27 protein-coding genes and 1 other RNA gene are annotated in these 26,073 nt (G+C 71.8%); 13 read left to right on the forward strand and 15 right to left on the reverse strand.

Translation table 11 applies throughout. From position 1 onward, the window contains the following. Positions 1-137 precede the first annotated feature (137 nt). Both ABZ953_RS00785 and ABZ953_RS00790 read left to right on the forward strand, forming a co-directional pair. Positions 138-356, forward strand: coding sequence for a helix-turn-helix transcriptional regulator (locus ABZ953_RS00785; RefSeq protein WP_361714481.1), 219 nt, complete (start codon positions 138-140; stop codon positions 354-356). Between the two features lie 159 nt (positions 357-515). Continuing rightward, complete coding sequence (locus tag ABZ953_RS00790) at positions 516-1,184, forward strand: DUF4232 domain-containing protein (protein ID WP_361714483.1); 669 nt, start codon at positions 516-518, stop codon at positions 1,182-1,184. A gap of 32 nt (positions 1,185-1,216) precedes the next feature. Here ABZ953_RS00790 and ABZ953_RS00795 read toward each other — a convergent pair whose 3' ends face one another. The 3 genes from ABZ953_RS00795 to ABZ953_RS00805 form a co-directional block, all read right to left on the reverse strand. Continuing rightward, positions 1,217-2,977, reverse strand: coding sequence for a glycoside hydrolase family 18 protein (locus ABZ953_RS00795; RefSeq protein WP_361714486.1), 1,761 nt, complete (start codon positions 2,975-2,977; stop codon positions 1,217-1,219). A 109-nt stretch (positions 2,978-3,086) separates the two neighbouring features. Then, positions 3,087-3,929, reverse strand: a complete 843-nt coding sequence (locus tag ABZ953_RS00800; RefSeq protein WP_361714489.1) for a PIG-L family deacetylase — start codon at positions 3,927-3,929, stop codon at positions 3,087-3,089. After that, positions 3,922-4,797, reverse strand: a complete 876-nt coding sequence (locus ABZ953_RS00805) for an aldo/keto reductase (protein ID WP_361715589.1) — start codon at positions 4,795-4,797, stop codon at positions 3,922-3,924. Before ABZ953_RS00805 ends, ABZ953_RS00800 begins: the two co-directional genes overlap by 8 nt. 384 nt (positions 4,798-5,181) lie before the next feature. On the opposite strand from ABZ953_RS00805, the gene ABZ953_RS00810 reads away from it, so the two are divergent. Beyond that, positions 5,182-6,621, forward strand: a complete 1,440-nt coding sequence (locus ABZ953_RS00810; protein ID WP_361714491.1) for a vanadium-dependent haloperoxidase — start codon at positions 5,182-5,184, stop codon at positions 6,619-6,621. A gap of 27 nt (positions 6,622-6,648) precedes the next feature. Here ABZ953_RS00810 and ABZ953_RS00815 read toward each other — a convergent pair whose 3' ends face one another. Further along, on the reverse strand, positions 6,649-7,119 hold the full coding sequence (locus ABZ953_RS00815; RefSeq protein ID WP_361714494.1) for an MSMEG_6728 family protein: 471 nt from the start codon (positions 7,117-7,119) through the stop codon (positions 6,649-6,651). A 177-nt stretch (positions 7,120-7,296) separates the two neighbouring features. Here ABZ953_RS00815 and ABZ953_RS00820 point away from each other — a divergent pair, with 177 nt between their 5' ends. Beyond that, positions 7,297-8,121 (forward strand): serine protease, encoded by an 825-nt coding sequence (locus ABZ953_RS00820; RefSeq protein WP_361714497.1) that lies wholly within the window; start codon positions 7,297-7,299, stop codon positions 8,119-8,121. Positions 8,122-8,142: 21 nt separating this feature from the next. Here ABZ953_RS00820 and ABZ953_RS00825 read toward each other — a convergent pair whose 3' ends face one another. From ABZ953_RS00825 to ABZ953_RS00840, 4 genes are all read right to left on the reverse strand, one after another. Further along, on the reverse strand, positions 8,143-9,519 hold the full coding sequence (locus ABZ953_RS00825) for a DEAD/DEAH box helicase (RefSeq protein WP_361714500.1): 1,377 nt from the start codon (positions 9,517-9,519) through the stop codon (positions 8,143-8,145). A gap of 123 nt (positions 9,520-9,642) precedes the next feature. After that, positions 9,643-10,046, reverse strand: an RNA gene (gene rnpB / locus ABZ953_RS00830) — RNase P RNA component class A. A 53-nt stretch (positions 10,047-10,099) separates the two neighbouring features. Then, complete coding sequence (locus ABZ953_RS00835; protein WP_361715592.1) at positions 10,100-10,669, reverse strand: Uma2 family endonuclease; 570 nt, start codon at positions 10,667-10,669, stop codon at positions 10,100-10,102. 141 nt (positions 10,670-10,810) lie between these two features. Further along, positions 10,811-12,256 (reverse strand): RNB domain-containing ribonuclease, encoded by a 1,446-nt coding sequence (locus ABZ953_RS00840; protein WP_361714503.1) that lies wholly within the window; start codon positions 12,254-12,256, stop codon positions 10,811-10,813. Positions 12,257-12,387: 131 nt separating this feature from the next. Between ABZ953_RS00840 and yaaA the strand changes: the two genes are divergently transcribed. Next, positions 12,388-13,194, forward strand: coding sequence for a peroxide stress protein YaaA (gene yaaA, locus ABZ953_RS00845; protein WP_361714506.1), 807 nt, complete (start codon positions 12,388-12,390; stop codon positions 13,192-13,194). Between the two features lie 118 nt (positions 13,195-13,312). Then, entirely contained in the window at positions 13,313-13,996 is a 684-nt protein-coding gene (gene eda / locus ABZ953_RS00850; protein WP_361715595.1) for a bifunctional 4-hydroxy-2-oxoglutarate aldolase/2-dehydro-3-deoxy-phosphogluconate aldolase, read from the forward strand. Between the two features lie 21 nt (positions 13,997-14,017). Here the strand turns inward: eda and ABZ953_RS00855 are convergent, their stop codons facing one another. The 3 genes from ABZ953_RS00855 to ABZ953_RS00865 are packed head-to-tail and all read right to left on the reverse strand — an operon-like array spanning position 14,018 to position 16,907. Further along, a complete protein-coding gene (locus tag ABZ953_RS00855; RefSeq protein WP_361714509.1) occupies positions 14,018-15,274 on the reverse strand; it encodes a bifunctional RNase H/acid phosphatase in 1,257 nt (418 codons plus the stop codon). A 32-nt stretch (positions 15,275-15,306) separates the two neighbouring features. Continuing rightward, positions 15,307-16,050: a C4-type zinc ribbon domain-containing protein gene (locus ABZ953_RS00860; protein WP_361715598.1), complete on the reverse strand. Its 744-nt coding sequence runs from the start codon at positions 16,048-16,050 to the stop codon at positions 15,307-15,309. Then, positions 16,047-16,907: a Nif3-like dinuclear metal center hexameric protein gene (locus tag ABZ953_RS00865; RefSeq protein ID WP_361714511.1), complete on the reverse strand. Its 861-nt coding sequence runs from the start codon at positions 16,905-16,907 to the stop codon at positions 16,047-16,049. The genes ABZ953_RS00860 and ABZ953_RS00865 overlap by 4 nt, the downstream gene beginning before the upstream one ends. Positions 16,908-17,136: 229 nt before the next feature. On the opposite strand from ABZ953_RS00865, the gene ABZ953_RS00870 reads away from it, so the two are divergent. Together ABZ953_RS00870 and ABZ953_RS00875 are read left to right on the forward strand one after the other, a co-directional pair. Beyond that, a complete protein-coding gene (locus ABZ953_RS00870; protein WP_361714513.1) occupies positions 17,137-18,456 on the forward strand; it encodes a hypothetical protein in 1,320 nt (439 codons plus the stop codon). Positions 18,457-18,500: 44 nt separating this feature from the next. Beyond that, positions 18,501-18,680, forward strand: coding sequence for a hypothetical protein (locus ABZ953_RS00875; RefSeq protein WP_361714516.1), 180 nt, complete (start codon positions 18,501-18,503; stop codon positions 18,678-18,680). A 122-nt stretch (positions 18,681-18,802) separates the two neighbouring features. On the opposite strand, the gene ABZ953_RS00880 is transcribed toward ABZ953_RS00875, so the two are convergent. The 3 genes from ABZ953_RS00880 to ABZ953_RS00890 all read right to left on the reverse strand — a co-directional run bounded on the left by ABZ953_RS00880 (position 18,803) and on the right by ABZ953_RS00890 (position 21,848). Beyond that, positions 18,803-19,756, reverse strand: a complete 954-nt coding sequence (locus ABZ953_RS00880) for a 3-oxoacyl-ACP reductase (RefSeq protein ID WP_361714519.1) — start codon at positions 19,754-19,756, stop codon at positions 18,803-18,805. A 41-nt stretch (positions 19,757-19,797) separates the two neighbouring features. Further along, entirely contained in the window at positions 19,798-20,874 is a 1,077-nt protein-coding gene (locus ABZ953_RS00885) for a Zn-dependent alcohol dehydrogenase (protein WP_361714522.1), read from the reverse strand. A gap of 119 nt (positions 20,875-20,993) precedes the next feature. Further along, positions 20,994-21,848 (reverse strand): MaoC/PaaZ C-terminal domain-containing protein, encoded by an 855-nt coding sequence (locus ABZ953_RS00890; protein WP_361714525.1) that lies wholly within the window; start codon positions 21,846-21,848, stop codon positions 20,994-20,996. Between ABZ953_RS00890 and ABZ953_RS00895 the strand changes: the two genes are divergently transcribed. From ABZ953_RS00895 to ABZ953_RS00915, 5 genes are all read left to right on the forward strand, one after another. Continuing rightward, on the forward strand, positions 21,841-21,963 hold the full coding sequence (locus ABZ953_RS00895; protein WP_361714528.1) for a hypothetical protein: 123 nt from the start codon (positions 21,841-21,843) through the stop codon (positions 21,961-21,963). The two genes, ABZ953_RS00890 and ABZ953_RS00895, sit on opposite strands and share 8 nt — an antisense overlap. Before the next feature lie 226 nt (positions 21,964-22,189). Next, a complete protein-coding gene (locus ABZ953_RS00900) occupies positions 22,190-23,155 on the forward strand; it encodes an ABC transporter ATP-binding protein (protein WP_361714531.1) in 966 nt (321 codons plus the stop codon). Next, positions 23,155-23,880 (forward strand): ABC transporter permease, encoded by a 726-nt coding sequence (locus ABZ953_RS00905; RefSeq protein WP_361714534.1) that lies wholly within the window; start codon positions 23,155-23,157, stop codon positions 23,878-23,880. The genes ABZ953_RS00900 and ABZ953_RS00905 overlap by 1 nt, the downstream gene beginning before the upstream one ends. Before the next feature lie 23 nt (positions 23,881-23,903). Next, positions 23,904-25,232: a sensor histidine kinase gene (locus tag ABZ953_RS00910; protein WP_361714537.1), complete on the forward strand. Its 1,329-nt coding sequence runs from the start codon at positions 23,904-23,906 to the stop codon at positions 25,230-25,232. Between the two features lie 16 nt (positions 25,233-25,248). Then, positions 25,249-25,677 (forward strand): VOC family protein, encoded by a 429-nt coding sequence (locus ABZ953_RS00915; protein WP_361714540.1) that lies wholly within the window; start codon positions 25,249-25,251, stop codon positions 25,675-25,677. Positions 25,678-25,777: 100 nt separating this feature from the next. On the opposite strand, the gene ABZ953_RS00920 is transcribed toward ABZ953_RS00915, so the two are convergent. Then, the gene (locus ABZ953_RS00920) at positions 25,778-25,987 is read right to left on the reverse strand and encodes a DUF397 domain-containing protein (protein WP_361714543.1); all 210 of its coding nucleotides are present in this window, start codon (positions 25,985-25,987) and stop codon (positions 25,778-25,780) included. Between the last annotated feature and the right edge of the window lie 86 nt (positions 25,988-26,073).

The raw sequence follows: 26,073 nt of genomic DNA on the forward strand, positions 1-26,073 counted from the left end.
GACACGGCCGGTCGTACTCAGTACCTGCACATTCCGCCTGGGTATGCGGGGATTCCTTTCTGTTTCTTCACGACCATGGTTAGATCACGTTGCGGCTACAGCCGTCGTACGTGTTGACAGTCCCTCCCGGAGGGAAAATGCCAGGAAACAGCCGCCCGCAGAACGCACCGGCGTTGTCCCACAGGGAACGCCAGGTGCTGGCCCATATCGCGGCAGGCCTCTCACACAAGCAGGTCGCCAGGCGCCTGGGCATCAGCGTGCATACGGTGAGCACCTACCTGCGCCGGATCCGCACCAAGCGGACCGCGCCCACCGTGGCCCATCTGATCCACCTGAGCCACAGCGAGGGCTGTTAGTCCCTTTTCCCGGCCCTCCCCCTCCCCCTCCCCTTTCCCTTCCCCCCAGACGCCGGTTCGCCTGTGACAGAACGAAGACGTCGCGGGCAACCGCCTGTGACTCGGTGCGAGATACAAATACTTCAGACCGCACGCACCGCGCTCCTTCTGGGGGAAACCGTGAAGTACACCCGCATCTCCGCTCTCGCCGCCATGGGCATCGCCGCCACCCTCTCGCTCACCGCCTGTGGCGGCGGCGACTCCGGGACGGACTCGTCCGCCAAGGGCTCCGCGGGCTCGTCCTCTTCGGGCTCCTCGTCCTCCTCGTCCTCGAACGGTGGCTCCGGCGACTCGAAGTCGGAGGCCGGAAACGCGAAGGCCGGATCCGGTGAGGACACCAAGACGGAGGCAGGCACGAACAGCGCGGCGAAGACCGGCGCCAAGGTCACGTTCTGCAAGACGGAGGACCTGGCCATCAACGCGCAGGACGCCGCGCCCGACGAGAACGAGGGCCGGATCGACATCACCATGATCAACCGGGGCTCGACCACCTGCTCGGCGACGGGCTTCGCGGGCGTCGACATCAAGGACGAGGACAACACCTCGAACCCCATCGAGCGTGGCCAGGCCCAGCCGCGTGTCACGACCCTGAAGCCGGGCGACGCCGCCGTCTTCAACCTCGCCTACGACATCGACGCCTCGGGCAACAGTCTCGCGTCCCCGACCAACATCCTGGTGACGCCCCCGAACGAGACCCACAGCGTGAGCCTGGAGTGGCCCGCGAGCGCGGGGCAGATCAAGGGCGCCTACACCGACGTCCAGGTCTACCCCACGCACACGACCAAGTAGCAGGCCGCGGAATGCGGGCCGCAGGCTGCACGCTAGGGAAGGCTGTGCACCTTCGGGCCGACCGTGTTCGACCACGCGCTGCCCGCCGTCGCGTCCCAGTTCGTGGACCACGTCATGGCACCGCGCAGCGCCGGGTACGTCTTCGAGGGCTTGAAGGATCCGCAGCCGGTGCCGCGGGTCAGGCAGTCGAGGGCGTTGTTCACGACCGACGGGGCCACGTAGCCACTGCCCGCGCCACGCGTCGACGCCGGGACGCCGATCCCGACCTGTGACGGATCGAGGCCGCCCTCCAGCTGGATGCAGGCGAGCGCGGTCAGGAAGTCCACGTTGCCCTGGCTGTAGACCTTGCCGTCGCAGCCCAGCATCGAACCGCTGTTGTAGTACTGCATGTTGACGACCGTGAGGATGTCCTTCACGTTCAGCGCCGTCTGGAAGTAGCCGCCGGACGTGGACTGCATGTCGATGGTCTGCGGCGCCATCGTGAGCACCAGCTTCGAACCCGCCTTTGCGGCGAGCTGGCGCAGCGCCTTCGTCATGTAGGTGGGGTTGAGACCGTTCTCCAGGTCGATGTCGACACCGTCGAAGCCGTACTCCTGCATCAGCGCGTAGGCACTGTTCGCGAACGCCGCCGCCGAGGCGTCACTGTTGACCGAGATGGTGCCCTTCTCGCCCCCGACCGAGAGGATCACGGACTTGCCCGCGGCGTGCTTCGCGGCGATGTCCGCCTTGAAGTCCGCGGTGGAGGAGTAGCCGACGGCCGGGTCCAGGTTGAAGGTGATCTGGCCCTGTGTGGTGGTGGCGTCGGCGAAGGAGACGGCGATGATGTCGTACTGCGACGACACGTCCCGCAGCTTCTGCACGGTGGCGCCGTTGTTGAAGTTCTGCCAGTAGCCGGTCAGCGCGTGCTTGGGCACGGTGCCGCCGTCCCCGCCGCCGCCCTTGGTGGTCCGGGCGGACACCGCCGTCGACTTGGCGGACTCGCCCGCCGCGTTCGACGCGCTCACCTGGAAGCTGTACGTGGTCTCCGGCGTGAGGCCGGTGACGGTCGTGGCGGCGCCGCTGGTCGAGGCGACCTTCGTGCCGTCGCGGTAGACGGTGTATCCGGTGGCCGTGGAGACCGGGGTCCAGGACAGGTCCACCGACGTGGACGTCGCCGTGCCCGCCGCGAGGCCGCCCGGCACGGCCGGTATCTCCACCGGATCGGTGCCGCCGCCCCCGTCGGGCCCGAAGACGCTCACGTCGTCGGCGTAGTACGCGCTCTGCCCGTACCAGCCGTGCGTGTACACGGTCACGGACGTGGTGTTCGATCCGGTGGTGAAGGTGGTGGAGAGCTGCTGCCAGGACGAGTTGCCCGGCGTCCAGGTCGACACGTCGGTGGTACCGGTGCCGCGGGCGCCGAGGTAGACATAGCTGCCCTGCACCCAACTGCTCAGCTTGTACGTCGAGTTGGGCTTCACCGCGACGACCTGCGAGCACTCCGCGGTGCCCTGGCCCGACGGGGTGGCCTTGAGCGCCTTGGTGCCGCCGTGCACGGGGGTCGTGACGGCGGCACCGCTGTTCGCGGCGCAGGTCCAGTTGCTCAGGTCCGACTCGAATCCGGCGTTCTTGGCGACGTTGACGTCGGCGGCTCTGACGTCCGCCTTGGCTTCGGCTCTGACGTCGGCGGCTCCGGTGTCCGCCGACTGCGCGGGTGCGGCGAGCGCGGTGACGGCGAGTGCGGCGGACGCACCAACGGCGATGGCCGCGCCGAGTCTCCGGCGGACGCCGGGTCTGCCCTGACGTACACGGTCCACGGGGCACCTCCAGGAAGGGGTGAAGGACGGGAGTGAACGACGGTGGCCACCGCTGCTGTGCGCATCGTTGGTCCAGACCAATCAAGTTGTCAAGGCCTGAACAAGTGGATCAGCGCAGTCCGGCGAAAAGGTCGGTCTCGGGCACGGGCCCGCCGGTGGGGTCCTGGACCCGTACGAAGGTCTCCATGCCCATCAATTCACCGAACCGCTCCTGGCCCATCTTCAGGAAGAAGATGTTCTCGCCCTGACTGGCGTGCGCGGCGAGCGCGTCGAACTTCTGGCCGCTGAACGCCGTGGTGTCCACCCACGTGCTGATCTCGTCGTCGGGGAGGCCGATCTCGGCCATGGCGGCGGCCTCCGCGGGGTCCGGCTCCGGCATGTCCTCGTTGAACTCGCGCATGATCTCCCCGAACCGAGCCATCATCGACCGGGGCATCGTCGTCCAGTACACCTTCGGCGTCAGCCCGGTCTTCGCGGTCTTCTCCAGCGCCGCCATCGTGATGCGGTGGGCCTGGATGTGGTCGGGGTGCCCGTAGAAGCCGTTCTCGTCGTAGGTGACGACCACGTCAGGGCGGTAGTGCTCCATGAGCTCGGCGAGCCGGGCGGCGCCTTCTTCCACGGGGGTCTGCCAGAAGGATCCGGGGGCCTCGTTGCTCGGCCAGCCGATCATCCCGGAGTCGGCATAGTCCAGCGTCTCCAGATCGCTGATCTTCAGGACGTCACAGCTCGCCCGGAGTTCCGCACGGCGCATCGCGGCGACGGCCACGGGGTCGTGCGCGGCGTCCTCCGGCTTCACACCTCCCGGCCCGTCACCGCAACCGCCGTCGGTACACGTCACGAGAACCGTGCGGATGCCCTCCGCCGCGTACCGCGCGAGGATGCCGCCGGTCCCGGTGGCCTCGTCGTCGGGGTGGGCGTGCACCGCCATGAGTGTCAAAGGTCGCTCAGTCATGAAATGTCCTTCTGTAGAAAGCTTCGCCTGCCGGTGCAACAGCGCTGCCCGGATCGGCTGTTCCCGAGGTGAGGCGTGCCATCTCCGCCGCCGAGAGCCGCAGCGCGCCGGCCGCCACGTTCTCCGCGAGGTGGTCCGGATCACCGGTCCCCGGGATCGCCAGGACGTGCGGCCCTTGCTGCAGGGTCCAGGCCAGCCGGACCTGGGCGGGGGACGCGCCGTGCGCGCGGGCGACGGCGCACACCTCCTCGCTGTCACCGGGAGCCGGGCCCGCCTCCCGGCCGGAACCGGCGATCGCGAAGAACGGCACGAAGGCGAGGCCGAGTTCACCGCAGAGCCGCAGCATCGCCCCGCTCTCCTTCGCCGCCCCGATCCCGTACGGGTTCTGCACGCAGACGACCGGGGCGATGCCCCGGGCCTCGGTCAGCTGCTCGGAGGTGACGTTGGAGACGCCGAGGTGGCGGACAAGACCGGCGTCGCGCAGCTCGGACAGCGCTCCGAAGTGCTCGCTGATCGTTCCGGCCCGTCGGCTCGGCGGCACGCGCAGGTTCACCACGTCCAAGTGGTCGCGGCCGAGCTGGCGGAGGTTTTCCTCGACCTGCCCCCGCAGCTGCTCCGGAGCGGCCCACCACCACGCGCCCGACGGATCTCGGCCCGGCCACACCTTGGTGGCGATGACCAGATCCTCCGGATACGGCGCCAGCGCCCGGTTGATCAGCTCGTTGGCGGAACGCGTCGCGGAGAAGTAGTACGAGGCGGTGTCGATGTGATTCACGCCGAGCTCGACGGCTCGCCGCAGCACGCCCATCGCCTGCTCGCGGTCGCGCGGCACGCCGCGGTCGAAGGGCGCCGTACCGGTCAGACGCATCGCGCCGAACCCGACGCGGCTGACGGTCAGGTCGCCGAGTCGCCACGTTCCGGTGGCCGTCGTGGTGTTGGCCTCCGAGCTCAAGATATGGCTCTCCTCTGACGAGTTTTACGCCCCGGACATGAAAAAAGCCTCCCCGGCGGATCGGAATCCGCGCCGAGAAGGCAGTTGTGCGGGTCGCATTTTAGCAGTGAGGGCAGCCGAGGCGTCCGTCGGCCCGCGGCGCCCCGGGGCGGCGGCTTTCGGCCAAGCAGCTGACCGGGGCCGGTCATTCCGTGAGAAGCGGCTTCTGCCGGTGGTGCGGGGCGGCGAGGATCTCGCCCGCTACCGCTCCGGTAGTGCGTCCTGAGGCAGGTGATCAGGACCGTGATCAGGGGGTTGGGCATGACCACGAACACCCGGACCAGCCATATCAACCGGACGGCGCGCTGGCGCAGGGCTCTGGCGGTCGCCGTGGTGCTGACCGCGGCGGGCACCGCGCTGACCGCGGTGCCGCAACCGGCCCGGGCAGCGCAGACGGCGCTGCCGCCGCAGACCATCGCGGACCCGGTGCACTACTGGAACGACGTGCTCATGGAGGTGGTCCGGAGAGAGGGCGGCGGCCCCGGCCCGATGTCCAGATCCGCCGCGATGCTGAACGCCGCCGTCTACGACGCGGAGTCCTCGTACCAGCTCAAGTGGAAAGGGAAGATCACTTCCGAGCCGTACATCCGCGCCGCGAAATACACGGGGTGGGTCGAGGGGCCCGACGAGGAGGAGCGGGTCGTCGGACGCACGGCCTACAACATCCTGCTCGGGCTCTATCCGGGGCAGACCAACTACCTGGACGCACGGTTCCGGCAGCGCTTCGGCACCGAGCCGACCGGGTTCGACCTCCTCGACACCACGGTCGTCGGGCCGATGGTCAAGCAGATGCGCGATGCCCGCGACGGCGACGGCTCCGACAACGACCAGGTGTACGTCGCGGACAACAAGCCCGGCGCCTGGCGGCCCACCAGTTACCCCGACATGGTCGACCCGAGCTGTACCCAGGCCAGTCAGGCCGTGACCCCGTTCTGGGGCCAGGTCAAACCCTTCGCACTGACGTCGGGCTCGCAATTCCGGCCGCCGACCCCCGGCCTGTACGGCACGTACGAGAAGCTCCTCGCCAGTGACGCGTACAAGCAGCAGGTGGCGGCGGTGCGCACGGCCGGTGCCGACAAACCCACCGCTGCGACCCCCGAGGTGAACCGGACCCCAGAGCAGGAGGCGGTCGCCTGGTTCTGGGCGAACGACGAGGACGGCACGTACAAGCCGCCGGGCCAGCTGCTCCAGGCCACCCGTGAGGTCGCGACCCAGCGCAGACTCACCACGTACGAGAACGCCCGCCTGTTCGCCCTCGTCTCGATCGCGATGGCGGACGCGGGGATCGCGGTGCGGGACGTGAAGTACCTGACCCCGATCGACCTGTGGCGGCCGGTCTCCGCCATCCGCGACGGCGGTCTCGACCCCGAGTGGAAGCCCTTGCTCAAGACGCGGGCCGGAGTGAACGTCTCGCCGTGCTTCCCGGCCTGGGCCTCCGGACACGCCACCTTCGGCGCCTCCTGGGCCGGGGTGATGAAGCGCTACTTCGGCAGCGACGACATCGCCTTCACCATGACCACCGATGAACCGCAGTCCCCGGTCAAGTCCCGCTCGTTCACCAGCTTCGGGCAGGCCGCCCGGGAGGACGCCCAGAGCCGGGTCTGGCTCGGCGTCCACTTCCCCTGGGACGCCGAGGACGGTCTCGTCCTGGGCGACAAGATCGCCAACCACGTCTACACGACCAAACTGCGCAAGCTCTGACACACGCTCTACACGCTCTACAGGCTCTTACGCGGGGGCCCGGTCGGAGGACGGCCAGACATAGGGCAGGTCGTCGGGGACGCCCGGGAAGAGCGGGGCGTAGAGGTCCGGCGCCTTGCGCACCAGGGCCGACCGATGGCTGCGGTGGAAGGCCGGGTCCCCCAGCCAGGGAGGCAGCTCCCCGTCGTCGGCGAGCTCCTCCTGGGCGCGTACGGCTGTGTCGGGACGGTGTCGGGTGAAGTCGGTGACCAGGGTGGTGGCACAGGTGTCGCTGCGCCCCTCCGCCACCCACACCGCGCACATGTCGAGGCCGTAGCGGACGAGGGCTTCCTCGTAGCCGGTCCACATGCGCACCGCGGGGTGGTGCCGCCATCCGTAGCCGGGCACCGTCAGGCCGCGCAGCACCTGGAGCGCCTCGACCCGCTGCTTGCCCAGGCGGGCCTGGTCCAGGACCGTGGCGGATCGCGTGAAGTCGGGGTACGGGAGGAAAGTCTGCACGCGGAATGCCTACCGCGGCGGGCCCGTATCCACTCCGTCCGGTACGGACCCGTGCAAGGGGGGGCTTGCCCCAGCAACGACCGGCCGGTTGCCCGGATGGTCCGGCACCCCCCGCTCGACGAGGCTGAACGCCTAGCGCCTAGCGCCTACGGATTCACCAAGCAGAAGGAACGCCCTGTGTTCAGCTTCAAGCCACCGCGCCGCCGTACCGCCCGCACCGCCGCCCTCGGCGCTCTCGTCGCCGCGGCCTGCGCCATCGTCACGGTCGGCAGCGCCGGAGCCATCGTCAACGGATCGGACTCCACCGAGCGCTATCCGTTCATGGTGACCATCCCGGAGTCCGCACCGAAGCACGGTCTCCACGACGGGACCTGCGGGGGATCGCTGATCGACAAGCAGTGGGTGCTGACGGCGGCCCACTGCGTGAAGGGGGACGGGCTCGAACTGGAGGGCACCGTGCGCGTGGGCAGCGACCACCGCAAGTCCGGCGGCACCGTCCGGAAGATCGACCGGGCCTTCGTCCACCCCGGCTATGTGAACGGCGACAACAAGGCCGCCAACAAGGACGACATGGCGCTGATACGTCTGGACCGCCCGGTCGCCGAGAAGCCCATCAAGATCGCCGAGCGCCCCGGACGGCCCGGCACGCCCACCCGGCTCATCGGCTTCGGCACCACCGTGGACACCGAGTTCAGGTTCCCGGACCGGCTCCAGGAGCTGAACACCCGCAGGGGCGCCGCGTCCGAGTGCGCGCCCGGCTACGCGGACCGGACCCGGCTGTGCACGATCACCACGGTGCCCAAGGCCATGGCGTGCTTCGGGGACTCCGGCGGACCGCAGATCCGCAAGGGCCGGGGCGGCCGGTGGGAGCTGATCGGCGTCACCTCCGGGCCCGGCGCCCCGGAGGTGCCGTGCTCGCAGGGGCCCGGCCTCTACACCAGCGCGCCCGCCTACGCGCGCTGGATCGACAGGACCATGCAGGAGGAACCCGTCAGAATGTAAGCCGGAAGGAAGCGGGCGCCGTCAGCCGCCGCGGCGCACTCGGGCCGCCTTGCGGGCCTCGGCGAGTTTGCGGGCCTCGGCGCCCTTCTTGGACTTGCCGCCCGCGCCGCGAGCGGTGTCCTTGCTGGTGCCGAGGCCGCGGAACGGGGTGTTCACGTTCTTGGGCCGGGGCGCGGCGGGGCCGCCGTCGAGCGGTGTGCCGGAGGGGCGCTTCGCCCCGGTGATGCGGCTCAGCACGGCCTCGCCCGAACGCACCTTGGTGACCTTCGGCTCGATGCCCGCCTCGGCCAGCACGCGGCTCGTCTCGCGGCGCTGCCCCGAGAGGACGAGCGTGATGACGCGGCCGGACTCGCCTGCCCTGGCGGTACGGCCCGCACGGTGCAGGTAGTCCTTGGGATCGGTCGGCGGGTCCACGTTGACCACGAGGTCGAGGTCGTCGACGTGCAGGCCGCGGGCCGCGACGTTGGTCGCCACCAGCACGGTGACCTTGCCGTCCTTGAACTGGGCGAGGGTGCGGGTGCGCTGCGGCTGGGACTTGCCGCTGTGCAGGGCCGCGGCGTGCACACCGCTGGCCCGCAGGTGCCGGGTCAGCTGGTCGACGGCGTGCTTGGTGTCGAGGAACAGCAGGACGCGGCCGTCGCGGGCGGCGATCTCCGTGGTCACGGCGTACAGGTCGGGGCCGTGCACGACCAGGACGTGGTGGTCCATCGTCGTGACCGCACCGGCCGACGGGTCGACCGAGTGGACGACGGGCTCGTGCAGATAGGCGCCGACCAGGTGGTCGACGTCGCGGTCCAGGGTGGCCGAGAAGAGCATCCGCTGGCCGTCGGGACGCACCTGGTCGAGCGCCTCGGTGACCTGCGGCAGGAAGCCCATGTCGCACATCTGGTCGGCCTCGTCCAGGACGGTGATCCGGACCCGGTCCAGGCGGCAGGCCTTGCGCTCGATGAGGTCGTGCAGGCGGCCGGGGGTGGCGACGACGACCTCGACGCCGTCGCGCAGCGCGGCGATCTGCCGACTGATCGAGATGCCGCCCACGACGGTGGCCATCCGCAGCCGCAGCGCTTCGGCATACGGCGTGAGGGCCTCGGTGACCTGCTGGGCCAGCTCACGGGTGGGTACCAGGACCAGCGCGAGCGGCTGCTTCGGCTCCGCGCGCCGCCCGGCGATCCGCGCCAGCAGCGGCAGACCGAAGGCGAGCGTCTTGCCGGAACCGGTGCGTCCGCGCCCCAGGACGTCGCGGCCCGCGAGGGCGCTGGGCACGGTGGCGGCCTGGATCGGGAAGGGCTCGCGCACCCCGGCCTCGTCGAGCGTGCGCAGCAGCGCGGGCGGCAGTTCCAGCTCGGCGAAGGAGGCGGGCGGGGTCGCCGCGGTCCCGGAACGGTCCTGGTGGGTCATGGAGCGCCTTCCGCTGAGGGAACGTATCTGAACGTACCGAGGGAAGGCCCGGCAGGTTGTGGCCTCACAGGTGCGGGCCGGGGTGGAGAAGTTCCGCCCCGGCCGGAGCCGGAGCGGGTGGGGCAGACGAGCCGGGCTGTACGCCGGGTTCTGTGCCGCGGGTCCTCGCGGACGTCGCGGCGACGGCCATCCATCTAGGACCGGCATTGCTGCCGGCCTCGTGCGGTCTACCCGCGGACTCGGGCGGGCAGCCCTCGAACGTCCGCGCAGAGCGCTTCTCACGGCGCTCCTCTTGACCTTGCTCCAGGTGGGGTTTACCTAGCCGCCTGAGTCACCTCAGGCGCTGGTGGTCTCTTACACCACCGTTTCACCCTTACCCCGCGCCTGAACGCGAGGCGGTCTGCTTTCTGTGGCACTGTCCCGCGGGTCACCCCGGGTGGCCGTTAGCCACCACCTTGCCCTGTGGAGCCCGGACGTTCCTCGGGAAGCCCCCGAAGGGATCTTCACGCGACCGTCCGCCCGGCTCGTCTGCCGTGCCGCCCATGGTACCCGCCGGGTCCCCCGGCCCGTGTCGGGGAGGTCAGCTGAAGTCCGCGGTCTCCAGCTCGAAGGCGAATGGTTCGGGCAGGTCCACGGGCTTGCCGAAGGGGCGCGTGCAGAGCTCCCGGTAGTCGGCGCCCTGGGGGTCGCGGAAGAGCGTCACGGAGGAGGCGTCCCGGTCGATGAGCAGATAGAGCGGGATGCCGCCCCGGGCATAGCAGCGCCGCTTGGCCTCGCGGTCCGCCTCCGGCTTGCTGGAGGTCACCTCGACCACCAGGGCGACGCCTTCGCAGGGCATCCAGGGGTCGGCGCCGCGGAAGAGGCGAGGCTCAGTGGGGGCGAAGGTGCCGTCCGGTACGGCATGGTTCTTGGGACAGCCGCCCCCGCTCCTCAGCTTCAGCCCCTTGTTCCCGGAAAAGTCCATGTCGGTCCGAGAACGCCTGATCACCTGCTTCACGACCAGGTTGATGTAGTCCTCGTTGTCCCCGTCCGGCGGCGGCGTCACGACGATGTCCCCCTCGATCAGTTCCGCCCGGAATCCCTCCGGGGTGTCCAGAGCGAGGAAGCCCTCCAGCAGGACCTCTGCCTGCGTGAGCGGCTCGTGTGCCATGGCGGTCATGTCACGCTCCTCCTTCGGTCGCTCGTCAGACTGGGGCATCGGATGATCAGCCGTCCGTGAGATCGGAAGTCGTTCCCCCGATCGTGGCACACCCGTACCCGCGGCGGAGGCCCTGCGATCGGCGGTCCGTCCTCACGCGGGTGCGAACTGAACCTTCGCGGTGCCGGGGTCCGCCTGGGCCAGGCGGACCCGTAGGCGCTCCCCCAGGGGCAGCCTCGACGAGCCGCCCTCGATGCGGGCCACCACCGCGGGTTCGGCCAACTGGACCGTTCCGACGGCCGGTTCGCGCTCCTTCACGTCCACCACCACCGCGTCGAAGATCTCGCCGACCCGGCCCTTGAGCAGGGCGGCCTCGACGAGGTCCACGCACTCGCGCTCCACGGTGTTGCCGCGCCGGGTGCCGTCCGCCATCTCCTTCGGCAGCTCGTCGAGGGCGGCGAGCACCCACTGGGGAGGCGGCACGTCCGCGCAGGCTGCCAGGCAGAGCTCGGAGGCGTAGCGGTCGACGAGGCGGCGCAGCGGGGCGGTGCAGTGGGCGTAGGGCGCGGCGACCGCGGCGTGCGTGGTCAGCTCGGGGACCTCGCCGCCCGCGAACGCCGTGTAGCCCGCGCCCCGCAGCAGCGTCGTGCACTCCTGGAGGAAGGCGGCGTGGTGCGGCCTGCGGGCGTCGAGAGAACGGACGAGCCGCGCGTACGACACGTGGTGCGGCCAGTCGATGTCCAGGGCCTTCGCGGTGCGGCGCAGGCGGGCCACGGCGCCGTCGGGGGCGGTGGGGAGCGTCCGCAGGACGCCCGTACCGGAGGCGATCATGAGCTCGGCGGCGGCCATGCCGGTGAGGAGCGAGATCTGCGCGTTCCAGCCGTCGGCGGGGAGCGGGGCGCGGAAGGCCAGCTCGTACGTTCCGTCGCGCTCGACGATCTCCTGCTCGGGCACGTCGAGGGAGATGCCGCCCCGGTCGACCTCGCGCTGCTCGCGCAACTCCCCGATCTCGCGCAGCAGTGCGACGGGCTCCTCCGCCGTGCCGTCGTCGACTGCCCTCTGCACCCCCTCGTAGTCGAGCTTGGCCCGGCTGCGGACCAGCGCGCGACGCACGTCGGTCCGCTCGGCGCTGCCGTCCGCGGCCAGGTCGATCGTCCACAGGACGGCCGGGCACGTCTGGCCGGGCAGCAGGCTGGCCGCGCCCTCGCTCAGCGACGTGGGATGCAGCGGGACCTTCTCGTCGGGGAAGTACAGGGTGGTGACGCGCCGGTGGGCCTCGGCGTCGAGCGGGCCGCCTGGCGTGACGTACGCGGCGACGTCGGCGATCGCGTACGACACGCGGAAGCCGCCGCTCTTGCGGCGCACCAGGTGCATGGCCTGGTCGAGGTCTACGGAGGTGGGTGGGTCGACGGTGAAGAGGGGGAGGTCCGTGGCGTCGTCCGCGGGCAGCCGGGGCGATGCGGCGGCCTGCGCCGCCTCCGCGAGGACGTCGGCGGGGAACTCCTCGGGCACGTCCAGTTCCGTACGCAGTGCGCGCAGGGCGGCCCGCAGCGGAGCGTCGTCGGCTGCGCCGGTCATGCGGAGATGGCGGCGGGGCATGTCTTGAGGGTATGGGGTGCGCTCTCCCCCCGCCGCCCCGGAGTCCGCTCAAGCGCCGTCGCCTACAGACGCCCCGTACCCTTTCGCAGGGGCCGCACCCCTCCCCCCCGTACCCCTGAAGGAGTCCGATCGTGCTCGTCCTGCTGCCGCCGTCCGAAGGCAAGGCACCCTCCGGGCGCGGAGCCCCGCTCAAGCCGGAGACCCTCTCGCTGCCGGGGCTCACCGAGGCGCGGCAGGCCGTCCTCGACGAGCTCGTCGAGCTGTGCTCCGCGGACGAGGAGAAGGCGCGGACGGTGCTCGGCCTCAGCGAGGGGCTGCGCGGCGAGGTCGCGAAGAACGCCGAGCTGCGTACGGCGGGCGCGCGTCCGGCCGGGGAGGTCTACACCGGCGTCCTGTACGACGCCCTGGACCTCGCCTCGCTCGACGCCGCCGCCAAGCGCCGCGCCGCCCGCTCGCTGCTCGTCTTCTCCGGCCTGTGGGGCGCCGTCGGCGTGCACGACAAGATCCCCTCCTACCGCTGCTCGATGGGCGTCAAGCTCCCCGGACTCGGCGCGCTGGGCCCGTACTGGCGCGGGCCGATGGCGGACGTACTGCCCGAGGCTGCGGGCGCCGGGCTCGTCCTCGACCTGCGGTCGTCCGCGTACGCAGCGGCGTGGAAGCCGAAGGGTGAGGTCGCGGAGCGGACGGCGACCGTACGGGTGCTGCACGCTCAGGTCGACGAGAAGACCGGTACCGAGAAGCGGTCCGTCGTCTCGCACTTCAACAAGGCGACGAAGGGGCGGATCGTCCGTTCGCTGCTGACGACGGGCGCTGAGCCGAAGGGCCCGGCCGAGCTGGTCGAGGCGCTGCGGGACCTGGGGCACGTGGTGGAGGCGGCGGCTCCGGCCAAGGCGGGCAAGCCGTGGGCCCTCGACGTCGTGGTGCGCGAGATCCACTGACGGGGCGAGACCGGGCGAGTGGCAGGGCGAGGCCGGGCGAGCGACAGGGTGGGACCGGCCGTTGCAGCATGCGCAACACCCTTTGCGCATGCTGCACGCACCGGTGCAGGATGCCCTCATGACCTCCTCCGCGCCCTCCCCCCACACGTCCGCCGAGCCCGAGCCCGAGCAAGCGTCTGCGTCCGCGTCCGCCTCGGTCCTCGACCTCGCCCCCGTCGTCCCCGTGGTCGTCGTCTCGGACCTCGCGGACGCCGTGCCGATGGCGCGTGCACTGGTCGCGGGTGGGCTGCCCGCGATCGAGGTGACCCTGCGGACGCCGGTCGCGCTCGACGCGATCTCGGCCATCGCCGCCGAGGTGCCGGACGCGGTGGTCGGCGCGGGCACCGTCATCTCGGCGCGGAACGTCGCCGACTCCGTGGAGGCGGGCGCCCGCTTCCTGGTCAGTCCGGGCTGGACGGACACGCTGCTCGACGCCATGCGGGGCTCGGGCGTGCCGTTCCTGCCCGGCGTCTCGACGACCTCGGAGGTCGTGGCACTGCTCGAACGCGGCGTACGGGAGATGAAGTTCTTCCCGGCGGAGGCCGCCGGCGGCACCGCCTACCTGAAGTCGCTCGGCGCGCCCCTGCCCCAGGCACGGTTCTGCCCGACCGGCGGGATCACACCGGCCTCCGCGCCCTCGTACCTGGCGCTGAAGAACGTCGGCTGCGTGGGCGGCAGCTGGATGCTCCCCGCCGATGCCGTCGCGGCGAAGGACTGGGACCGGGTCGAGGCCCTGGCCCGCGAGGCTGCGGCCCTGCGCTGAACGGCAGGGCGTGGCGGCGGTCTAGCGCAGGTGGGACGTGTCGTTGAGGAGCCGTACGGACGCGTTGCCGTCGGTGTAGTACGCCACCGCCGAGACCGAGGCCGCCGAGAGCTCCATGCGGAACAGGGACTCCGGCGGGGCGCCGAGCGCGAGCCGCACCAGCGTCTTGATGGGCGTGACGTGCGTGACGAGCAGCACCGTGCGGCCCGCATACGTACCGGTCAGCCGGTCGCGCGCCGCCGATACCCGCCGGGAGACCGCCGCGAACGACTCGCCGCCGGGCGGCGCCGCCTTCGGCGAGGCCAGCCAGGCGTTCAGCTCTTCCGGATGGCGCTCGCGCACCTCACCGAAGGTCAGCCCCTCCCAGGCCCCGAAGTCCGTTTCGCGCAGGCCCTCGTCGAGGTGTACGTCGAGTCCGAGCCGGGCGGCGACGGTGCGCGCGGTCTCCTGGCAGCGCTTCAGCGGCGAGGAGACGATCGCCTGGATCGTGCCGCGCGCGGCGAAGGCGGTGGCGGCGCGCTCGGCCTGGGCCCGGCCGATGTCGGAGAGGGACGGGTCGCTGCCGCCGCTTCCGGAGAACCGCTTCTGGGGCGTCAGCGCGGTCTCGCCGTGGCGGAGCAGGACGAAGGTCGCGGGGGCGCCGAGGTCGGCGGGGGCGGCCCAGCCGACGGGCGGGGCGGCGGCGTTGCGCGCGGCTCGGGCGTCGGCGCTCTCCCCTGTCGGCGCATCCGTCAGCGCATCCGTCGGCGCATCCATCGGTGCATCCGTCGGTGCATCCGTCCCGGACTCGCCGCCGTCCGCTTCGGCTGCCGCCCGTGCGGCCCTCGCGTCGAACTCCGCCGTGGACGCCGACGGCGACCACCGCTCCCCCCGCTTGCCCGCGTCCATCGCCTCGTTCGCGAGCCGGTCCGCGTGCTTGTTCTTCTCGCGGGGGATCCACTCGTACGTCACCCGGGACGGGGGATGGGCCCGCGCGGCCTCGGCGGCGAGCGGCTTCATGTCCGGGTGCTTGATCTTCCAGCGGCCCGACATCTGCTCGACGACGAGCTTGGAGTCCATGCGGACGTGCACCGAGGCGGCCGGGTCCAGCTGGTGGGCCGCCTTGAGCCCGGCCACCAGGCCCTTGTACTCGGCGACGTTGTTCGTCGCGACGCCGATGTACTCGGCGGCCTCCATCAGGGTCTCCCCCGTGGCCGCGTCGATGACGACCGAGCCGTACCCGGCGGGCCCCGGGTTGCCCCGCGACCCGCCGTCGGCCTCGACGATGAACTCCCGCACGGGCACGGCTCCTGGAGGCACAGACACGGCCCCTAGAGGCCGGACTCGGACGTGCGGACCAGGATGCGGCGGCAGTTCTCGCACCGCAGCACGGTGTCCGGGGACGCCGCCTTCACCTCGTTGACCTCGGTGATGTTGAGCTCCAGGCGGCAGCCCTCGCAGCGCCGCTGGTAGAGCTTGGCGGCGCCGACGCCGCCCTCCTTCTCGCGCAGCTTGTCGTAGAGCTTGAGCAGGTCGGCCGGGACCGAGCCGGCCACGACCGCGCGCTCCTTGCCGACCGTGGCGGTCTCGCCGTCGAGCTCCCCGAACGCGGCGTCACGGCGCCCCGTCGCGGCGTCGATCTTCGACTGGACGGAGGAGACGCGCTCGGTGAGCTCGGCGACCCGCTCCTGCGCGGACTCGCGGCGCTCCATGACCTCGAGGACGACGTCCTCCAGGTCGCCCTGGCGCTTGGCCAGCGAGGCGATCTCCCTCTGGAGGTTCTCCAGGTCCTTGGGGGACGTGACGGCGCCGGAGTCCAGGCGCTGCTGGTCGCGGACCGCGCGCTGACGGACCTGGTCGACGTCCTGCTCCGCCTTGGTCTGCTCGCGGGCGCAGTCGCTCTCCTCGGTCGTCGAGGCGACGAGCAGGTCGCGCAGCTGCGTGAGGTCCTTGGTCAGCGACTCGATCTCGGCGTGCTCGGGCAGGGACTTCTTCTTGTGCGCGAGCTGCTGCAGGCGTACGTCCAGGGCCTGGACGTCGAGCAGTCGGATCTGGTCGGCGGGCGCGGCGTTCAGTTGGGGGCTCCTGTTGAGTCGTTTGAGTCGTCGTGTGAGGCCGCGTGGGCGGTCCAGGGGTCGGTGACCGTCTTCGAGACGTGGACGCGAAGGCCCCATCCGTTCCGGTCGGAGATCTCGTCGAGCTGGGCTGCGGCCAGCTCGCACCAGGGCCACTCGGTGGCCCAGTGCGCCGCGTCGAGCAGCGCGAGGGCGTTGCGTTCGCGGGCCTCGGACGCCGGGTGGTGGCGCAGGTCCGCGGTGAGGAAGGCGTCGACGCCCGCGGCGCGCACGTCGTCGAAGAGGCTGTCGCCGGAGCCGCCGCTGACCGCGACGGTGCGGATCAGCGCGTCCGGGTCACCCGCGACGCGGATGCCCTGCGCGGTGGCGGGCAGCCGCTTCGCGGCGCGCTCGGCCAGCTCGCGCAGGGTCAGGGGGTGGGCGAGCTCGCAGACCCTGCCGAGGCCGCGGCGGCCCTGCCCGTCGGTGGGATCCGGTACGAGGGGGCGCAGGATCCGGAGGTCGAGCGCGCCCGCGAGGGCGTCGGAGACGCCCGGGTCGGCGCGGTCGGCGTTGGTGTGCGCGACGTGCAGCGCGACGTCGTGCTTGATCAGGTCGTGGACGACCCGGCCCTTGAAGGTGGACGCCGCGACCGTCGTCGTACCCCGCAGGTAGAGGGGGTGGTGGGTGACCAGGAGCTGGGCTCCCAGGGTCACCGCTTCGTCGGCGATCTCCTGGACGGGGTCGACGGCGAAGAGGACCCGGGAGACCTCCGCGTCGGGGTCTCCGCAGACCGTGCCGACCGCGTCCCAGCTCTCGGCCAGATCGGCGGGCCACAGGGCGTCGAGCGCGGTGATGACTTCAGACAGACGGGGCACGGAGAAAGGCTACCTTCCCCGCGTACCCCACAGGTCGAGCGTTACGGAACGCTACGGTGCGGCTACTTGACGGGGCTGCGGCGGTGGTCGTCGGCCCCCCTCACAGCACAACCGCCCCCGCCCCCTCAGGCGAATCGGGACATCTCCACCCTTCTGTGTGAAGCGGACGCTCGTCGGTGCCACGTCAGTGCGTGCGAAAACTAGCTTCGGGGCCGGAGGTGACATCACGATGACTGCGCCACCAGCGCCGCCACCGACCCAGGCCCCGACCCCGGTTCCGGCCCCGGCCCCGGTTCCAGTCCCGACCCCGACCCCGGGCCCCACCCGCGTCCGCGTCCGCGTCCCCGCCCGTCCCGCGGGGTGCACGATCGCGGCGGACGGCTCGTACGCGGCGCGCCTCGCCCGCGCCGCCGGTGCCCCGGACTCCTGGTACCCCGAACGCTGGACCCTCGGCTCCCCCGAGCCGTACGCCGTGCCCCTGCCCGGCAACCAGCCCGAGGAGCCGTCCACGGAGGTGCATCCGATGGCCGACGGCCGTGTCCTCATCCACCGCGTGGTGGGCGAGCGGCACACCTTCGCCCTGCTGTACCCGACGGGCCCGGGCACCGGTGCGGTACCGCTCGGGGCCGTGGAGTGCGGCGAGTTGAGCCTGCTGCCTCCGGCGCCGGGCGGCGACCGCGCGTACGCCGTCGCGCCCGGCGCCCGCTCCTCGGACATCTGGCTGGTGGCGGGCGGCACCTTCGGTCCCGAGCACCTCGCCTCGGTGCCCGGCCGCTGCTCGGGCGGCGTCTGGCTGGACGGCACGGAACGGATGCTCGCGCTCGACCGCGAGCTGGACGGGCGCACCAAGACGGTCGCGGTGGATCTGGAGCGCGGCGGCGAGGTCTCCCCGCTCCTGCAGATCGCGGAGGAGAGCGACGACCGGCTGCTCCTCGCCGACGCGGACAGCGGCCTGCTCCTGATCCGCTCCGACGCCCCCGGCGGGCCCGGCGGGCCCCGCCTCGGCTGGGGCGTCCTCGGCGGTACGCGGCCGGTGCGCTTTCCCGAGTGCCTGCGACTGCCGGACCTCACGGTGACACCGTTCGCGATCCAGCCGGGGCAGGTGCTGACGCCGGAGGCCTGCGCGGTGGCGCTGCGGATCGACGGCCCCGGGGGCGGTGGAGGCGGCGGTGGCGGTAGTGGCGGTAGTGGTAGCGGCAGTTGGCTCGGGCTGTGGCGGCCCGCCGACCGGAAAGTGCTCCAACTAGCGTCCCCCGAGGGGTGGTTGGCCGGTTCGGGATGGTGGACCCGAGACGGCCTCCTGCGCCTGCCGTACGCGACGGCCGCGGAGCCGTGCGGGGTGGCCCGGGTGAGCGGGCCCGCGCCGGGCACCGGCCCCCTGCGGGACGGCGTCGGGCCCGTACGGGACGGCGTCGGGCCCGTGCGGGACGGCGTCGGGCCCGTGCGGGAAAGCGCACCACCTCCCCCGGCAGACCCCCCGCATCCCGCTGTCGCACGCCCCGTCCCCCTGCAGCAGGCACCCCTCGGCGTACGCACGGGCGACCGTTAGACTCGCCCGGCTGTACGAACGATCTTCTTTACGGGGTGAATGGCTTGACTACGACCGAAACCTGCACGGAGACGCTACAGAACACCGCATCACGGTGGCCGTCGACCGTGCCCACCGGCGCGGGGTCCGGGGCCGGCAAGCACCGGGGCCCGGTGGCCGAGCACGACGAGGCGGCCGCGCCGCAGGGACGTCACCGCAGGCAGGACCAGCAGCACCGATCCTGACCCGACGCTCCGCGGACTCCGCAGGCTCCGCGAACTCCGCGAACTCCGCAGACTCCGCAGACTCCGCAGAAAGGTCTCGCCCCCGCGCCGCCACAAGCGGCACGGGGGCGAGGTTGTTTCGTCTAGTCCCGCTTGAGCCCCAGCACCTCCGCCGCCGCGAACGTCTCATTCGGCGGCCGCCCCGCGTAGTACGGCGACAGCGCCTCGTCCAGCTCGTCGAAGGTGAACGTCTCCTTCGCCGCGTCGAACTTCGCCGCCACCCTGGGCCGCTCCACGATCGCGACCATCCCGCCGTGCACCACGAGCAGCTGACCGTTGACCTGCGCGGCGGCGGGCGAGGCCAGGTACCCGACCAACGGCGAGACATGTTCGGGCGCCAGCGGGTCGAGCCTGCCCTCCGCGGGCTCCTGGAAGCCCGCGAAGACGTCCTCCGTCATCCGCGTACGGGCGCGGGGGCAGATGGCGTTGGCGGTCACGCCGTACTTGGCGAGCGCCAGCGCCGTCGACGTCGTCAGGCCGACGATGCCGCCCTTCGCCGCCGCGTAGTTGGGCTGGCCCGCCGAGCCCGCGAGGAAGGCCTCGGACGAGGTGTTGACGATCCGGCCGTAGACCGGGCCGCCCGCCGCCTTCGACCGTTCGCGCCAGTGCGCCGCCGCGAAGTGGGTGGTGTTGAAGTGGCCCTTGAGGTGGACGTGGATGACCGAGTCCCACTCGGCCTCGCTCATCGAGAAGATCATCCGGTCCCGCAGGATGCCCGCGTTGTTGACCAGGATGTCGAGCTTTCCGTAGGTGTCGACCGCCGACCGGACGAGCGCGCGGGCCTGTTCGTGGTCCGCGACGTCGCCGGTGTGGGCGACGGCCTCGCCGCCCGCCGCCCGGATCTCGGCGGCGACCTCCTCGGCGGGCGCCGCCGAGGCCTCCCCCGAGCCGTCGCGGCCCGGCTGCCCGAAGTCGTTGACGACGACGCGCGCGCCGAGGCGGGCCAGTTCCAGTGCCTCGGCGCGGCCGAGCCCCCGGCCCGCTCCGGTCACGATCGCGGTCAGGCCCTCAAGCGGCCCCTCAAGTGGCAGTGACATCGAAGTCCCTTCCGGAGCTGAATCGAGCTGAGCGGAGGCGGTCAGATCTCGATGCAGGTGCGCAGGGCGGCGCCCGTACGCATCTGCTCCAGCGCCTCGTTGACCTCGGCGAGCTGCACGCGGTGGGTGATCAGGCCCGCCAGGTCGATGCGGCCCGCCCGCCAGAGCGCGATGGCCCGCTCGTACGACGTGAGGACGTCGCCCCCGCCGTACATGGAGGGCAGGATCCGCTTCTCGTCGAAGAACAGCTCGAACATGTTGAACTGCAGGTGGTCGTCCATGGCTCCGGCTCCGACGACGCACATCGTGCCGCCGCGCCGCGTCGTCTCGTACGCCGTGCGGGCCGTGACCGACTTGCCGACGACCTCGAAGACGTAGTCGAAGCCCTCGCCCGCGGTGATCCGCTGTTTGGCGTCGGCCAGTTCGTCGGGCGAGACCGCCTCGGTGGCGCCGAATGTGAGCGCCGCCTCCCGGCGCGAGGCGACCGGGTCGACCGCGACGATCTGTGCCGCGCCCTTGAGCCGGGCGCCCTGGATCGCGGAGATGCCGACGCCGCCGCAGCCGATCACGGCGACCGACGAACCGGCCGCCACATCGGCGGTGTTGACGGCCGCGCCGAGCCCCGTCGTCACGCCGCAGCCGATCAGCGCCGCGATGTCGAAGGGCACGTCGTCGGGGATCGGCACGGCGCACCCGGCGTCGACGACGACCTCCTCGGCGAAGGTGCCGGTGCCCGCGAAGCCGAATACGTCGCCGCCGGGGCGCTTGAAGTTGGGGGTGCCCGCGTTCATGAACCCGGCGAGACACAGGTGGGTCTGGCCGCGCTTGCAGGCGGGGCAGGCGCCGCAGGCGGGGAGCCAGCAGAGGAGGACGCGGTCGCCCTGGGCGAGACCGGTCACGCCGTCACCGACGTCGATGATCTCGCCCGCGCCCTCGTGGCCCGGGATGAAGGGCGCGGGCTGCGGCAGCACGCCGTTCATCGCCGAGATGTCGGAGTGGCACAGTCCGGTGGCCCGGACCCGGATCTTCACCTTGCCGGGGCCAAAGCCCGCCGTCTCGATGTCGTCGAGGACTTCGAGCTTGTCCTGGCCTGTCTCGTGCAGTACGGCTGCGCGCATGGTGCGGCTCCTCTCGTACGAAGATCCGGGCGGGCCCGAGCGGATTCGGGGGCGCCCGGGCGGACTCAGGCGTGTTCGACGACTCAGGCGTGCTCGATGACTCAGGCGTGCTCGATGACTCAGGCGTGCTCGACGACGGTGTCGGCCAGGACCGGCGCGTCGTCCCGTTCGACGGCGGTGACCGTGGCCTGCACCCGGCCCTCGCTCCGCCACATGCGGATCCGCAGCGTCTCGCCGGGGAAGACGACGCCGGTGAAGCGGGTGCTGTAGCCGCGCACCCGGGACACGTCGCCGCCGAGCTGGGTGTCGACGACGGCCTTGAGGGTCATCCCGTAGGTGCACAGGCCGTGCAGGATCGGCTTGTCGAAGCCGGCGAGCACGGCGAACTCGGGGTCGGCGTGCAGCGGATTCCAGTCCCCGGAGAGGCGGTAGAGGAGTGCCTGGTCCTCGCGGACGGGGCGCTCGACCTCCAGGTCGGGGTCGCCCTCGGGGGCGGGGAGGCGGGTGGAGGGGCCTCGGTCGCCGCCGAAGCCGCCCTCGCCGCGCACGAAGATCTGGGCGTCACTGGTCCACAACGGCCCGTCGGCGTCGGCGACTTCGGTGCGCAGGACGAGGATCGCGGCCTTCCCCTTGTCGTACACCGCGGCGACCCTTGAGGTGCTGACGGCCTCGCCCCTGACAGGGATGGGGCGGTGCAGCGTGATGCTCTGGCCGCCGTGCAGGACGGCGGCGAGGTCGACCTCGATGCCGGGCGCGGAGAGGCCGCCGACGACGCCCATGCCCGCGCCCGCGACGGTGGCGAAGCTGGGCAGGACGTGCAGCCGGGACTCCAGCGTGTAGCGCAGCTCGGCCGGGTCGGTGGCGGGCCGTCCGGCGCCGAGTCCCAGGTGGTAGAGCTGAATGTCCTTGTGGTCCCAGGCGATCTCGGCGGACCGGGGCTCGGCGGCCACGGCCTTCACTGCGTCAATGGGCATCTGGGGGCAGCTCCTTGGGCCGGTGATCGAAGACCTCGGTGCGGCCGTCCGCACCGTCGTCCGCACCGAGGTCGCAACAGGGCCGGAGGGGCGATCCGCGAACAGCCTCTCCTGAGGATGCGCGAACAGCCTTGTCCCAGAACGCACGAACAGCCTCGTTCTAGAACGCGTTCCAGTCCGGCCGTCCCATGTATAGCCGAGGCCACGACGGTTGTGAAGACTCCTGACAGGGCGTCAGGTAGGGGCGCCGCTCCGACCGGTCCACGTGTGACATTTGTACTGGCCGAGTCGGTACAGGCGCATCTGCCGACGGCCGCCCCCCGCTCCGTAGCGTCGTGGTCATGACGCAGACAACGCAGAGCGGGCCGCCCGCGGTCGCCTTCGCGGGGGCCGTGAAGGCCTTCGGACCGGTACGTGCCGTGGACGGGGTGGACCTGGAGATCCAGCGGGGCGAGACCGTCGCCCTGCTCGGCCGCAACGGCGCGGGCAAGTCCACCACCCTGTCCCTGCTCCTCGGCCTCGACGAGCCCGACGCGGGCACGGTGCGGCTCTTCGGGCGCGCCCCGGGCCGGGCCGCCGCCGCCGGGCAGGTCGGCGCGATGCTGCAGGAGGGCCGCCAGGTGCCGCGCGTCACCGTCCGCGAGCTGGTCGCCTTCGTCGCGCAGACCTACCCCGAGCCGATGCCCGTCGCCCGCGCCCTGGACCTCGCGGGCATCGCGGGGCTCGCCGGGCGGCGCGTGGACCGGCTGTCCGGGGGCCAGGCGCAACGCGTGCGGTTCGCCGTGGCGCTCGTCGGAGACCCCGCGCTGCTCGTGCTCGACGAGCCGACCGCGGCGCTCGACGTCGAGGCCCGGCACGACTTCTGGACCTCGATGCGCTCCTACGCGCGGCGCGGCCACACCGTCCTGTTCTCCACCCACTACTTGGAGGAGGCCGACGCCCACGCCGACCGGATCGTCGTCATCGACCACGGCCGGATCGTCGCCGACGGCACCGGGGACCAGTTGCGCCGCGCCGCGGGCGGCAGCCTCGTCTCCTTCGACCTGGCGGGCGGCGGCACGGTGGGCCTGACCGAACTGCCCGGCGTGCTCGGCCTTGAAGTGCGCGGCGACCGGGCCCTGTTGCGCAGCGACGACTCGGACGCGACGGTCCTCGCGCTCGCCTCGCGCGGCGCGGTCCGCGGTCTCGCGGTCGCGCCGCCCTCACTGGAGGACGCGTTCCTCGCCCTCACCTCGTCCCGCGCCGCTGCCGCGACCGCCGCGACCACTCCCGCGACCACCCACGCGACCGCTCTGGAGACCCTGTGATGCTCGCCTACCTCCGCCTCGAGATCCGCAGAACGCTGCGCGACCCCGGCTATGTGATCTCGGCGGTCGCCATGCCGGTCCTCATGTATCTGCTCTTCACCAACATCGGCGGGGACGACCAGGGCTCCTGGAAGACCCAGTCGATGGTCGGCATGGCCGCGTACGGCGCGCTGGGCGCGGCCATGAACACCGGCACCGGCGTCGCCGAGGACAAGACCATCGGCTGGCTGCGGCAGCTGCGGGTCACCCCGATGTCGCCGCGCGAGGTCGTGGCGGGCCGGGCCCTGAACGGCTCGGTGACCGTGCTCCCCTCGATCGTCGCCGTGTTCGCCGCGGGCGGCCTGGTCAACGACGTACGCATGGACGCCTGGCAGTGGGCGGCGGCCGCCCTGCTGCTCTGGCTCGGCTCGCTGCCCTTCACCCTCCTCGGCCTCGGCAACGGCTACCGCCTCACCGCCCAGACGACCGGTGTCGTCAACGTCGCCTGCTACCTCGGGCTCGCGGTGGTCGGCGGGCTGTGGTTCCCGATCGCCCTGTTCCCCGACTGGCTGCGCACCCTCGCCGCCTACACGCCCACGCACCGGTTCGCCGAGCTCGGGGTCGCGGTGACCGAGCACAGCGCGCCCGGCCTTGTCACGGTGGCGGTGCTGCTCTGCTGGCTGCTGGCCTTCGGTTCGTACGCTGTGGTCTCCTACCGTCGGTCCGCGCGCACCGCGGCCGCCTGATGCCGAGGACGGGGAGTGCCGACATGGCCGGGAAGAACAGGGTCGGCCACTCCGTGCGGGAGTGGCGGACCGCCCGTATCGAGCGGAAGAGCGCCCGCGACGAGTGCAAGGCCGAGCGGAAGCGGTGCAAGGCGGCCCGGCGGGAGGGTGGCCGGTGGAAGGGCGGCCGGTGGAAGGGCGGCCAGTGGAAGGGTGGCGCGGACGGCCAGAACAACGCCGACCACCTCGGTCCGCCGCCCACCGGATTCGCACTCCTGCCCTGGCTCCTGATGGGCTTGGGCGCCGTCTCCCACCTCCTCCAGGGCCGCACCCCCAACCCCTGGGTCGGCGGCATCGGGATCTTCGTCTTCAACTCCCTCTACGTCTTCCTGGCGTTCCGCGCCTTCGACAAGGAGAAGCGGCAGGCCCGCGCCACGCTGGTCGCCCTGATCGCGCTCGGCCTGCTGACCGTCGGTCTCGCCGTCGGCTACGGAGGCAATTGGCTGCTCTTCTTCCCGCTGCTCGGCCTCGCCGCGGGGGCGATCGTGCGCGGCCGGGGCCTCGGCCCCATCGGCCTGGGGCTGAGCGCGCTCGCGGGTCTCATCGGCGGGTTCAGGGACGGCTGGGGCGCGCTGAACGTCGCCTACGCCACGTTTCTGTCGACGATGGTGACGGCCGCGATCCTCTCGCTCTCCGAGGCGGTCCGCGAACTGCGCGACACCCGCGAGGAACTGGCCCGCACCGCCGTCGAGAAGGAACGCCTCCGCTTCTCCCGCGACCTGCACGACCTGCTCGGCCACACGCTCTCCGTGATCGTGGTGAAGGCGGAGGCGACCCGCCGCATCGCCCCGCGCGACCTGGACGCGGCGCTCGGCCAGGTCTCCGACATCGAGTCCGTCGGCCGACAGGCGCTCACCGAGATCCGCGAGGCCGTCACCGGCTACCGCGAGGGCAGCCTCGCCACCGAACTGGACTGCGCCCGCGATCTGCTCGCGGCCGCCGGGATCGGCGCGGTCGTCCGCCAGTCGGGACCGCCGCTCGCCCCGCAGACCGCGGCGCTCCTCGGCTGGGTCGTCCGCGAGTCCGTCACCAACGCCGTACGCCACTCCGGCGCGGCCCACTGCGACATCGAGGTCACGGGCACCTCCGAACACACCCGCCTGGTGATCACGGACGACGGCCGCGGCGCGGGCTCGGGGCCGCCCGGCAGCGGCCTGAAGGGTCTCGCCGAACGTCTCGCGGCAGCGGGCGGCTCACTCACCACCGGCCCGGCGCCCCGCTCCGGCTTCCGCGTCACGGCCGTACTCCCGGCGCTCCCGGCCATGGAGCCGGACCGGCGGCATGACCCCGGGGGTTTCGCCGCGGCCAACTGATCCTTACGGTGTCCCGATGACGTCGATCAAGAAGTTCCAGGTCACCTTCGACTGCGCGGAACCGGAGCGTCTCGCCCGCTTCTGGTGCGAGGTGTTGGGGTATGTCGTACCGCCGCCCCCGGAGGGCTTCGCCACGTGGGACGACTACAAGCGCGCCCAGCCGCCCGAGGAGCAGGACGCGTGGTTCGCCTGCACCGACCCCTCGGGGGAAGGCCCCCGCCTGTACTTCCAGCGCGTCCCCGAGGGAAAGTCCGTCAAGAACCGGGTGCATCTCGACGTCCGGGTCGGCACCGGACTCGTGGGCGAGGAACGCCTCGCCGTACTGGAGGCCGAGTGCGCCCGCCTGATCCCGCTCGGCGCGGTACACGTACAGACGCTGTATGACGGCAACGACGCGTGCATCCCGATGCTGGACATCGAGGGCAACGAGTTCTGCATCGACTGAGCGGCGTGCGGCGCTTTCGTCGTCGCGTGCAGGGCACAGCGAAGCCCCACCGTGCCAAGCACGGTGGGGCTGCCTTGAACGAGTCGGGCGGGCCGACTTGTCAGATGGACCCGAACTCTCCAGCCTTGACGCTCACCACGAAGGAAGTGAACGAACCGGTGGCGAAGTCCAGGACCGGGCCGGACGGGTCCTTGGAGTCACGGACGGGGACCACACCGCGCGAAGCGGCCAGGTTTGCGGCGACCTCGATGCAGTCGCCGCCGTTGCTGCTGTAGGAGGACGTGAACCACTGCGGGTCTTCGCTCGTCACGGGGTGCCCTTTCGAAGCTGTTCGATCATGGCCACGGAAGCCGCTTCGGGCATCGCTTCGGCCGGAGTTGAGCCCACCCGACCGGT

It is taken from the genome of Streptomyces sp. NPDC046465 (genome assembly GCF_040646035.1).
Taxonomy (GTDB): domain Bacteria; phylum Actinomycetota; class Actinomycetes; order Streptomycetales; family Streptomycetaceae; genus Streptomyces.

Excerpts from the sequence above, each read along its gene's own strand:
- ABZ953_RS00785 (WP_361714481.1), top strand. The coding sequence starts at position 138 with ATGCCAGGAAACAGCCGCCCGCAGAACGCACCGGCGTTGTCCCACAGG.
- ABZ953_RS00800 (WP_361714489.1), bottom strand. The coding sequence starts at position 3,929 with ATGACTGAGCGACCTTTGACACTCATGGCGGTGCACGCCCACCCCGAC.
- ABZ953_RS00805 (WP_361715589.1), bottom strand. The coding sequence starts at position 4,797 with ATGCGTCTGACCGGTACGGCGCCCTTCGACCGCGGCGTGCCGCGCGAC.
- ABZ953_RS00810 (WP_361714491.1), top strand. The coding sequence starts at position 5,182 with ATGACCACGAACACCCGGACCAGCCATATCAACCGGACGGCGCGCTGG.
- ABZ953_RS00825 (WP_361714500.1), bottom strand. The coding sequence starts at position 9,519 with ATGACCCACCAGGACCGTTCCGGGACCGCGGCGACCCCGCCCGCCTCC.
- ABZ953_RS00835 (WP_361715592.1), bottom strand. The coding sequence starts at position 10,669 with ATGGCACACGAGCCGCTCACGCAGGCAGAGGTCCTGCTGGAGGGCTTC.
- ABZ953_RS00840 (WP_361714503.1), bottom strand. The coding sequence starts at position 12,256 with ATGCCCCGCCGCCATCTCCGCATGACCGGCGCAGCCGACGACGCTCCG.
- eda (WP_361715595.1), top strand. The coding sequence starts at position 13,313 with ATGACCTCCTCCGCGCCCTCCCCCCACACGTCCGCCGAGCCCGAGCCC.
- ABZ953_RS00870 (WP_361714513.1), top strand. The coding sequence starts at position 17,137 with ATGACTGCGCCACCAGCGCCGCCACCGACCCAGGCCCCGACCCCGGTT.
- ABZ953_RS00880 (WP_361714519.1), bottom strand. The coding sequence starts at position 19,756 with ATGTCACTGCCACTTGAGGGGCCGCTTGAGGGCCTGACCGCGATCGTG.
- ABZ953_RS00885 (WP_361714522.1), bottom strand. The coding sequence starts at position 20,874 with ATGCGCGCAGCCGTACTGCACGAGACAGGCCAGGACAAGCTCGAAGTC.
- ABZ953_RS00895 (WP_361714528.1), top strand. The coding sequence starts at position 21,841 with ATGGGCATCTGGGGGCAGCTCCTTGGGCCGGTGATCGAAGACCTCGGT.
- ABZ953_RS00890 (WP_361714525.1), bottom strand. The coding sequence starts at position 21,848 with ATGCCCATTGACGCAGTGAAGGCCGTGGCCGCCGAGCCCCGGTCCGCC.
- ABZ953_RS00900 (WP_361714531.1), top strand. The coding sequence starts at position 22,190 with ATGACGCAGACAACGCAGAGCGGGCCGCCCGCGGTCGCCTTCGCGGGG.
- ABZ953_RS00905 (WP_361714534.1), top strand. The coding sequence starts at position 23,155 with ATGCTCGCCTACCTCCGCCTCGAGATCCGCAGAACGCTGCGCGACCCC.
- ABZ953_RS00910 (WP_361714537.1), top strand. The coding sequence starts at position 23,904 with ATGGCCGGGAAGAACAGGGTCGGCCACTCCGTGCGGGAGTGGCGGACC.
- ABZ953_RS00915 (WP_361714540.1), top strand. The coding sequence starts at position 25,249 with ATGACGTCGATCAAGAAGTTCCAGGTCACCTTCGACTGCGCGGAACCG.